The organism is Microcystis sp. 49638_E5 (assembly GCF_021300285.1).
GTDB classification, from domain to species: Bacteria; Cyanobacteriota; Cyanobacteriia; order Cyanobacteriales; family Microcystaceae; genus Microcystis; species Microcystis aeruginosa_C.
Map to the genome: position 1 here is coordinate 1 of NZ_JAJTDH010000136.1, position 9,007 is coordinate 9,007.

General features: G+C 45.8%; 5 protein-coding genes and 1 CRISPR repeat array. All 5 genes read right to left on the reverse strand.

Translation table 11 applies throughout. From position 1 onward, the window contains the following. Positions 1–207: 207 nt before the first annotated feature. Positions 208–2,733, reverse strand: a complete 2,526-nt coding sequence (locus LW728_RS21965) for a formylglycine-generating enzyme family protein (RefSeq protein ID WP_287768272.1) — start codon at positions 2,731–2,733, stop codon at positions 208–210. An 8-nt stretch (positions 2,734–2,741) separates the two neighbouring features. Continuing rightward, complete coding sequence (locus LW728_RS21970) at positions 2,742–3,842, reverse strand: AAA family ATPase (protein ID WP_287768275.1); 1,101 nt, start codon at positions 3,840–3,842, stop codon at positions 2,742–2,744. Continuing rightward, positions 3,832–5,682: a VMAP-C domain-containing protein gene (locus LW728_RS21975; RefSeq protein WP_353845719.1), complete on the reverse strand. Its 1,851-nt coding sequence runs from the start codon at positions 5,680–5,682 to the stop codon at positions 3,832–3,834. The genes LW728_RS21970 and LW728_RS21975 overlap by 11 nt, the downstream gene beginning before the upstream one ends. Continuing rightward, a complete protein-coding gene (locus LW728_RS21980) occupies positions 5,682–6,536 on the reverse strand; it encodes a hypothetical protein (protein ID WP_287768280.1) in 855 nt (284 codons plus the stop codon). The genes LW728_RS21975 and LW728_RS21980 overlap by 1 nt, the downstream gene beginning before the upstream one ends. Before the next feature lie 644 nt (positions 6,537–7,180). Continuing rightward, positions 7,181–8,280: a CRISPR direct-repeat array (repeat unit 36 nt; unit sequence GTGATCAACGCCTTACGGCATCAAAGGTTAGTACAC). A gap of 252 nt (positions 8,281–8,532) precedes the next feature. Beyond that, a complete protein-coding gene (gene cas2 / locus LW728_RS21985) occupies positions 8,533–8,826 on the reverse strand; it encodes a CRISPR-associated endonuclease Cas2 (RefSeq protein ID WP_002749872.1) in 294 nt (97 codons plus the stop codon). Between the last annotated feature and the right edge of the window lie 181 nt (positions 8,827–9,007).

A 9,007-nucleotide genomic window follows, 5' to 3' on the forward strand; every position in this document is an offset into this window, starting at 1 on the left:
CTTATCAAGGGGGGCAGGGGGGATCAAACCCCCCTTATCAAGGGAGATCCCCCCGCCTATCGGCACCCCCCTTATCAAGGGGGGCAGGGGGGATCAAACCCCCCCAGATAATTGACCCCCTAAACCAATACACTTGTGCTATAGCTTGCCCAAAAAAATTCCAGAAAAGGGAATGAGGGAAAAAAGGGAAAAAAAAGGGGAAAAGGGTTACAGGGTTCTCCCAGCACCGCACACCACCCGAAAACCGTCGTAGTTGACGTAGTCGCGGCGGTAGTTGATGTTGCGGTAAGCAGAACGGCAGTAATTTGGATTGTTGTACCAAGAACCGCCCCGCAATACACAATATCGGTCATCTATCAAGAGTTCATTTATACTATTTAATAAATTTTCATAACGATTATCAATATTTTTTTCGTCCCAAACGCTCCCGTCTGTGGGCGGTGCGCCTTGATAATCACCGTGCCACGGATCTAAACACCACTCCCAAACATTCCCGTGCATATCGTACAGCCCAAAGGCGTTGGGGGGATAGGAGCGGACGGGGGTGGTTTTATTTGGGGATTGTTTCGCCTTTTCTTGTTGATAGACCTTTGAACTATTGTAATTCGCCAGTTCTGCCGTGATCGTCTCGCCAAAGTGGAAGGGGGTGGTTGTTCCCGCTCTACAAGCGTATTCCCACTCGGCCTCGCTTGGTAAACGGTAATTTTTTCCCGTGTGACGGGACAGACGAGCGCAGAATTCGATCGCATCGTACCAACTCAGGGACTCGACGGGGTTGTTATCACTTTCCTTAAAACGCGCGGGGTCTGGATCGAGGTCTTTTCCCTCCCTCGGTAGGTGGGCCACGAACCGCCATTGCGCCAGGGTAATCGGAGTCTGGCTCAGGTAGAAGGCACTGACCCTCACGAGGTGTTGGGGTTTTTCAGACTCGTAATCGTCCTTTTCTCCCGGTGAACCCATCAGGAAAGTTCCCCCCGGGATAGCAACCATGGTCAGGGGTTCGATTTCCTCCCCTAGGGGTTCCTCGTAGTAGTAGGCCTCCAGGGGTTCTCTTTTGGTAATTTCTCCCCGTTTATCGACGTATAGGGTCTCGAAGGTGAATTTTAGGAGTTTTTCCGGGGTCAAGATTTCCTGTTTTCGCTGCCTCACTCTCTCCTCGATGTTTTGGGCGATATCGGCGTACTCTCCCCCCCAAGTGCGGAGAACAGCCGCGTCCACCTCAGCGAAATAGAGAGAGCGATCGCTGACTGCATCCGCTAGAGAACCCTGTGGATTGGGGATTAGAGCCGAAAAATCGCGAAATTCGCCGTAATGGTCGCGAATATAATCGCCGATGCCCCGCCAAATATCGATCGTGCGCCGGTTGGCACTATCTGCCAACAGTAACTGACGAATGCCGGGGTAAAAATCGTACCAAGCATCCGGAACCGTCGCTCCCTCCGGACTAAAGGTAGATTTTTCGACCAGTCCGCTAAAAAAGACCTCCGCTAGATGCCAATGTTTACTATCGGGTAAAAATCGCCGCTGTGCCAATCGCATCACCGGAGGAATCAGGGGAACGGCCGCCAGCACTTTAGCCAGTTCTCGGGCCAAGGGACTAGCATCGATTAAAAAGCCTCTCAATAACTCTTCCGGGGGTTCCGCTTCCGGAGCGGCTGCCTCTTCTTCTCCGGTTTCACCCATATTCACCCCCGCAGTGGTTGCTCCCATTAAAACCCCCTGAATGGAGTTACCACCGCTCCCAGCGATAAATTTCGCCCAGGTTGCAAAGTGAGCAGGGGATAGATTGAAAATGGGGAACTGATAGAGAATCTGCTTCGTGCGGAGTTTTTCCCCCACTTGCAGTATTGCATTGGCAGAAGCGGGACCCGGTGCAATCAAAGGCCGGAGTATTGCCCCCTCTAAAGCGGTTCGTTGCCATAGCTCCTGCGGGAAAATGTGAGCAATGGTGACGGGGTGTTCTTTTCCCAGATCCGCTAGGGTGGCGAAGGCAGACCCCGATCGCCAAGCTTTCCCCAAAGTATCGGTTAGGACGATAAAAAGTCGGTTTCCAGAGGGTGCAACCAGACTGCGAGGGTTCCGTTCGATTTGCCCGGCACCGGAAAGCAAACGAGCTTCATTTTCACCGGTCTCGAACCACCAAACCCGCACGTCCCTAAAAAAGCCTTGCCAACGGAAGAGGGTGGTCATTCCCCCCGCTAGATCTCCCCAAAATTCCATCGGGGGAGAGCGATCGATCAACAGGTGAACCTCTAACCAACGTTCTAGGGGGGGACGGAAAGCGAGCATCGGTAATCCCCCCGCTTCGGCCGTCCGTTCCACTGTAACCTCGATATCCAACTCGTCGGCCCGTAATCCAGGCACGCGACGCGCTAGGGGGAGAATTGCCTTACTGATGGCGGTGGGTTCGGGTATCGGAAAGGGATCGGGGACACGAACGGGAGAAGAACGATCGCTCTCGACCGAATCGCGCTTCCGGGAGGTCTGCATCGGGCGATCGATGTTTTCGGGATAGGCAACGGGGAGCGTTGACTCGATCGCTCCGGGGGGAGGGGTTTTTTCACCGCTGCCGGATGACCGGTTATCCTCCTTATCATTAGATGAGGTTGCTTCCGACTGTCCGGGCTGCTCCATCGACCAAGGCGCGATAATTCGATCGAGGTAAGCAGCGCACCAGATCAGTTCTGCCATTTCCCTCTCGTCTTCCCACCAGATAGCTTTTTTCCCTTCCATCTCTCCCCCTACCCTTGCAAGGATTTAAAGATGGTGTCTAGCAGCGATTGGCGATCGGTGGCGGTGAGGTCGTTTCCCTGTAGTAACAGATAGACCGCGTTGAGCAGTTGATCGGTGGCTAGTTTGTCTTTGCGTTTAATTCGATCGAGAAATTTCCGGATCAGATTTCTGGCCGGTTCGTCCAATTGATTTAGGCGCTCCGGTGGGAAACGTTGCTCTAGTATGCGATAGAAATCATCCTCGTTGTCGGGTTGTTCGAGTCTTAAACGCAAACATCGACGCAGGAAAGCAGGGGGAAACTCCCGGGCCTCGTTACTGGTCATGAATACTAGGGGGAACTCCTGACAAGACACACAACCTCGATCGATCGGGATTTTTTCCTCGCTGTCATCCTGTTGACCGCGATAGGGAAGAACGGATTGGTCGCCGGTTTTTAATCGTGTCAATTCCGGGATCTCAAAAAATCCCTCCTCGAAAATATGGAGGAGATCGTTAGGCATATCGATATCGCTTTTATCGATCTCATCAATTAGCAGCACCGCCGGTCGTCCTGGACGGGATCGATAAAAAGCCATCCCCATGGGGCCTAATCTTAGATAGCTGCCGATATCTGGTTCCTCGTACTCTCCCCCCTCTCCCACTTTCTGTCTTTGTAGGGAAGCTTCCTGTAACCGTCCGATCGCATCGTAGGCATAAAGACCCTCTTTAAGGGTGGTGCGGGAAACGATCGACCAACGGTAGGGGCCGGGTAGTCCCAATTCCCGCGCCACTGCGTAGGCCAGGGAAGTCTTGCCGGCGCCGGGGTTGCCCTCGATCAGTAGGGGACGACGCAAACAGAGGGCAGCATTCACCAATTCCACCGCTTTCTTATCCGCGACGAATCCTAAAGCCCTAGGGTCGATTTTTCCCTGTTCGGGCGGTATTTCCTGCGATTTTGCCGCTTTTGTCCATGCTTCCGGGGATAGGCTAAAACTGCGCCAAGGGGGTGGCGGTGGGATGCGATCGAGGTGTTTTCTTTGTTCTTCGGGTGTGGGTAAACTATCGGCACTCAGGGTCAAACCCCGATAGATGCGAAGGTCTTCTGGTTTGGTAACTGGTTTATTGGCCATTGGATTCCACCACTCTCGTGTTTAGAGGTCTTGGTCTCGGGGAGGGTTTGGGGTATAGATCGTCCCAGAAAAGGGCGATTTTTCGCTTGTTTCTGCGTAATTCTTTGATCTTATCGGGCCAGTTTTTCCATTCCGAGGGTTTTAGATCGTTATCTGTCATCGGTTGATTGGCGTTTCGACTCCAGACGGCGATCGGCAGGGATTCCACGATCTCTTCCAGATCGGCGATCGATGGTTCGGTTCCGATGTAGTAATCTTTCTGGTCAAGATCGCTATTATTTTCCCATAAAGCTCTCTTGATCTCCTCGATCTCGTCGCGTATCTCTCGGAAATCTTCATCAAAATAGCGATCGAAGGAGTTAATAAAAACAGGATACTCGTATCCGATAGATGGCCACTCACCGCATCTAAACTTAATATCTTCTAGGGAGTGTTTCAGCAAAGCAAATGGAAGGAAAAATTCAATCTCTAGTCTCACTCGATCGGGTAAATAGTAAAAAATTTCAGGAATTACCTGATAGAAACTATCTTGCATTTTTTCTATCATAAAATCTTGTTCTTTTTTATAGATATTCCATAACTTAATTTTATTGTTTATTCCCACAAAAAACATTGTATTTACATGAAAATATTCTGTTTGTAAGCCAGTATTATTATGTTTATCAATTGCGGGTGAGATTACAATTTGTATTCTTCCTTCTAGTTCGATATTTTTATTAAATTTATCCCACAATTCTATCGCATATTTTTTGATTGTGTCTAACTGCACACCATCCCTATATCGAACAGCTTCACCTTTCCAAGTATCAATATTTTCAGCAATATCTAGGGTTTCATTCTTAAATAACTTCAATCTGCACCATTCAGAAAATAAAATCAAAGGACATATTTCTTTATTAACTGGCTTACTAGACAAATCTTTTAGTTTTTCTATAAGCTCTTGTATGTTTGAAATAGATGACGATTTGGGATCTTCATAGACTAACAGAAAAGAGTTGATTAAAAATAAACTATTATCGGAATTAATATTTAAAATATTGAAAAGTTTTTCGATTAAATTAAATCGTTGATTTTCCCATTTTTGGTCAGCTTTAGGATAAGTAGGAAAAAAGATAGCATGGGTTTCAATTCCTAGCGCAGAATAATTAACACGCTGATTACTGTCAACATTTTGGTTCATTTTATGAACCAACCAACCTAGATCGACATATCCAGAGTGGGAATAAAAATCGATCGCTTCTATATCATCGAGAGCTTGTTGCAGCGATCGGGATAAAACGCCTTCGATCGCTGTATCTTTTGCCCTACAAGCTGCCATAACATGAATAGCTATATTAGCTCCTCGAACCGCTTCATATTGTTTGATCGCATCGCTAACGAATTTTATAATATCTCCCGCACCACTTTGGGAGTAACAAGTATCAATAATATAGAGAACTTGAGAGATGGTTACTTGGTTATTTTTAATAGGACGAACTAAGTCTTGAGTCGGTAAAGCCGTTGAAGGTATATCGTCACTATTTGTGTCTTCCAGTATGAGATAATGTCCATCCCCTTGACAATATTCGCCATGACCAGAATAGTAAAAAATAAGAATATTTTTCGTTCCATGCCGCTCTCTATCCCGAAGCCAATTAGGGAATAATTTTTTAAGATCGTTAGTTGTGGGATTCAAGTGTAAACTTGGCAGAACTCTTTCATATCCAAAACCACTGGTAAACAGACTGTTCACCAATTCTAAATCCGTCTCGACGCTGGGTAATTGCTCGAATGCGTTGTAATCCTTTGTCCCACAAGCGATTAGATAATACTTGATTTCTTCATCCATATCATTACCCATCAATCGATTAACCCCGATCGAATCGCTTCCCCAGTTTCAACCGCCGTCAGATACCTTTTGGCATCGTGAGCCTCGCAGCCATTATAAACTAACTTATCCTCGACAGTTCCCTCAAATAAAGGGTTGAGTTGCTTTGTCAACGCCACCACATCGCCATTGTCTGCGATATTCACCCATCTTTCCACATTTCCGGGCCAGCGCCCCAGGTTATTGCGGGGGGATGGTTGCAGTCGATCGAAAATTAATTGTCTTATCCCCAAAGGAGAACCGAGAGTGACAAAGACTTTAATCGGCCATTCTGGATGCTGACATAAAGTTTCGTAACAGACGATCGAACCGAGAGAATGAGCTACAAGTACCCGCGTATCTTCTTCATCGATACATTTTATTACTCGCTCTTGAATCTGCTGTTTTAGCTCTCGATTGTGTAAATAGCTCCCCACTTGCTTAAGATAAGAAATAACCAATTTCTCGGCAATGCTACCGAAAAACCGAGATTCACTTAACCCCGACAAAGCTCTCTGGATAATTTTCGGGGTAGATTTTTCTCTCAAAAGGCTATCTGCATTGGGATGATTATTTTCTAATCGTTCCGTTTCTTGCCACCACGACTGGAGTAATTCTTTTTCCCAATCGGAATCGACATCATTAACATCGTAGTTCGGGATGCCGATCGCTTTCGATTTTCCCCGAAAAATATCTCCGTAAAACGCACAACGAAAATCAGTATCGGACTGTAACTCGGTTCCTGCGAGTTTCAATCCATCCTTGAGACTTGGCAACCACTCAGCAGAAATCGTGTGGCTACCCCTAAATTCTTGCGCGATACCGTGAACACCGACAATTTTAGCCATGATCGTGCGGTTACAGGGCTTCCCTATCCCTGTTAATTTTCAATTTTAAACGGTTTTTCCCACTTTAGAACAAGAATAAAATAAGTAGCTGGTTATATAGCGTTTCTGATTTATAAGAGGTACATTCCCAATCCTGAACAGCTTAATCAGCAAAGGTTTAAGTGTGCCGCACAGATGCGAGAACCGCTATAATTAAATTAAAAATGGATTTTAGGTTCGATCCCCCCTTAGTCCTAGAGTTGATTCATAGTAGGGTTGATTCATGAATCAACCCTACCCTTAGTCCCCCCTTGATCAGGGTTGGGGTCAAGCAAATTGTCAATTTAACTGAAGAGCGCAGTTTTATTTTAAATTTTCTGCCTTCATCTTGTCAAAAATATTATCTGTCATCTTAGTCTAAATAAAAAAGCAACAAAGTTGATAACAATTGAGTAATATGCTTATAGGAGAGTCACTACTCCTCCAATTGTTGTGACTTAGTTTAACTCTTTGAGCCGAAAAAACATTTGGTATTTTATGATTTCTCCTCAACATCTGATTGGTTGAGTATTTTTTTTTGATTATTCTGATTTTTTTTCTTTGAAAAGACCTGTAGTTTTTTATACTTCAAAGTGAAGTGCGGAATATGGGATCAAAATCTGCCTGTGATCAACGCCTTACGGCATCAAAGGTTAGTACACCTCCCTAACTTAGACACTAACTCTCACCCTAACTGTGATCAACGCCTTACGGCATCAAAGGTTAGTACACACTTTAATCCTACGCTATTATTATGAGTCACCACCGTGATCAACGCCTTACGGCATCAAAGGTTAGTACACATAAGCTTAATGACATGAAGGACAAGCTTGATTAGTGATCAACGCCTTACGGCATCAAAGGTTAGTACACAAGTGGAAACTTTTGGAGCTAATACGACGGAATTAGTGATCAACGCCTTACGGCATCAAAGGTTAGTACACAAACAAAGGTCAACAGGACCACCCGTGAACGATACAGTGATCAACGCCTTACGGCATCAAAGGTTAGTACACTGAATTAAAGCAGCCTTTCGGAAAAGCTTCTAGGGATGTGATCAACGCCTTACGGCATCAAAGGTTAGTACACCTGCTTGAAAGAAGTGTAACGCTTACGCCATCCCTTGGTGATCAACGCCTTACGGCATCAAAGGTTAGTACACTTTGAAGGGATATTTGAGGCTATTGCTAGAGCAGTGTGATCAACGCCTTACGGCATCAAAGGTTAGTACACAACTTGTCATAAATTTTACCAAGTAGTGCTATTCGTGATCAACGCCTTACGGCATCAAAGGTTAGTACACGTGAGAAGTGCAATAGGGCAAACTCACTCAATTTGTGATCAACGCCTTACGGCATCAAAGGTTAGTACACTACCCCGACACATATCCAAGTGTCCATATTAGAACGTGATCAACGCCTTACGGCATCAAAGGTTAGTACACAAGAATTTGGGAATGCTTACCCCCAATGTTCTGCGTGATCAACGCCTTACGGCATCAAAGGTTAGTACACGCCTGTTCAAAGCTTTCGGATAAAAAATAACTTTGTGATCAACGCCTTACGGCATCAAAGGTTAGTACACATAAGCCCATGCTTCGGGGGTTCTCGACAAACGATGTGATCAACGCCTTACGGCATCAAAGGTTAGTACACGGCTGCACCATCATGATCGGCGCTGGATCTTGGTGGTGATCAACGCCTTACGGCATCAAAGGTTAGTACACGGCGAGGCTGAAAAAGCCTTTGGTGTATAGCTTCACAGTCCATTTTACAAGCACCTCTAGAAAAACGCCAAGAAATCTTCTGATCAGAGCTTTTGAGTGACAGCACCGAAGCTGAAAACCGTTATCCAGTGCGACTTTCAAAAAATGCAAGCAGGAATTGTTCCTTGTCAAACTCTGAAACCGAGACAGCATTAGCAATACAAATAAATTTTAGCCCGTGGATTTTTTCCCAGCCAGAGATGCTTGTTTTTTTTAGATTACCCGAAACCCTTTTTCGTCCAAAAGCCATGTGTCAGGTCGGTTGTACTTAGGCAGATCGCGGACACACTGCTCCGACAGACGAATTAAAATTAAGTCGTCTTTTAGGGTGAGGACTTTTTCCAATTCCCAGCGCAATTTTTCTCGCATTCGCGCACTTAACCAACAGCGAAAAATCGAGTATTGAATGCGATCGCCGTAACCGCCTAAAATTCTGTAAGCTTTACGCCAGCGTTGCGGACAACGAATATCGTAACAAATTAGATACCAGTGCTTTAATTCTGCCAGCATCATCTAGAGGAACGTGGATAAGGACATTATCGGCATGATAACGAATTCTACCCTCGGTAATGCGGGTATTGTAAAGTTTTGTAAAAAGTATATGCAAATGACTGCAAACAACTGCTAATATGGTTAGTGCAAGTTTACATTGCAGTTCACATGAAACTATCAGATTATGCTAAGAAAA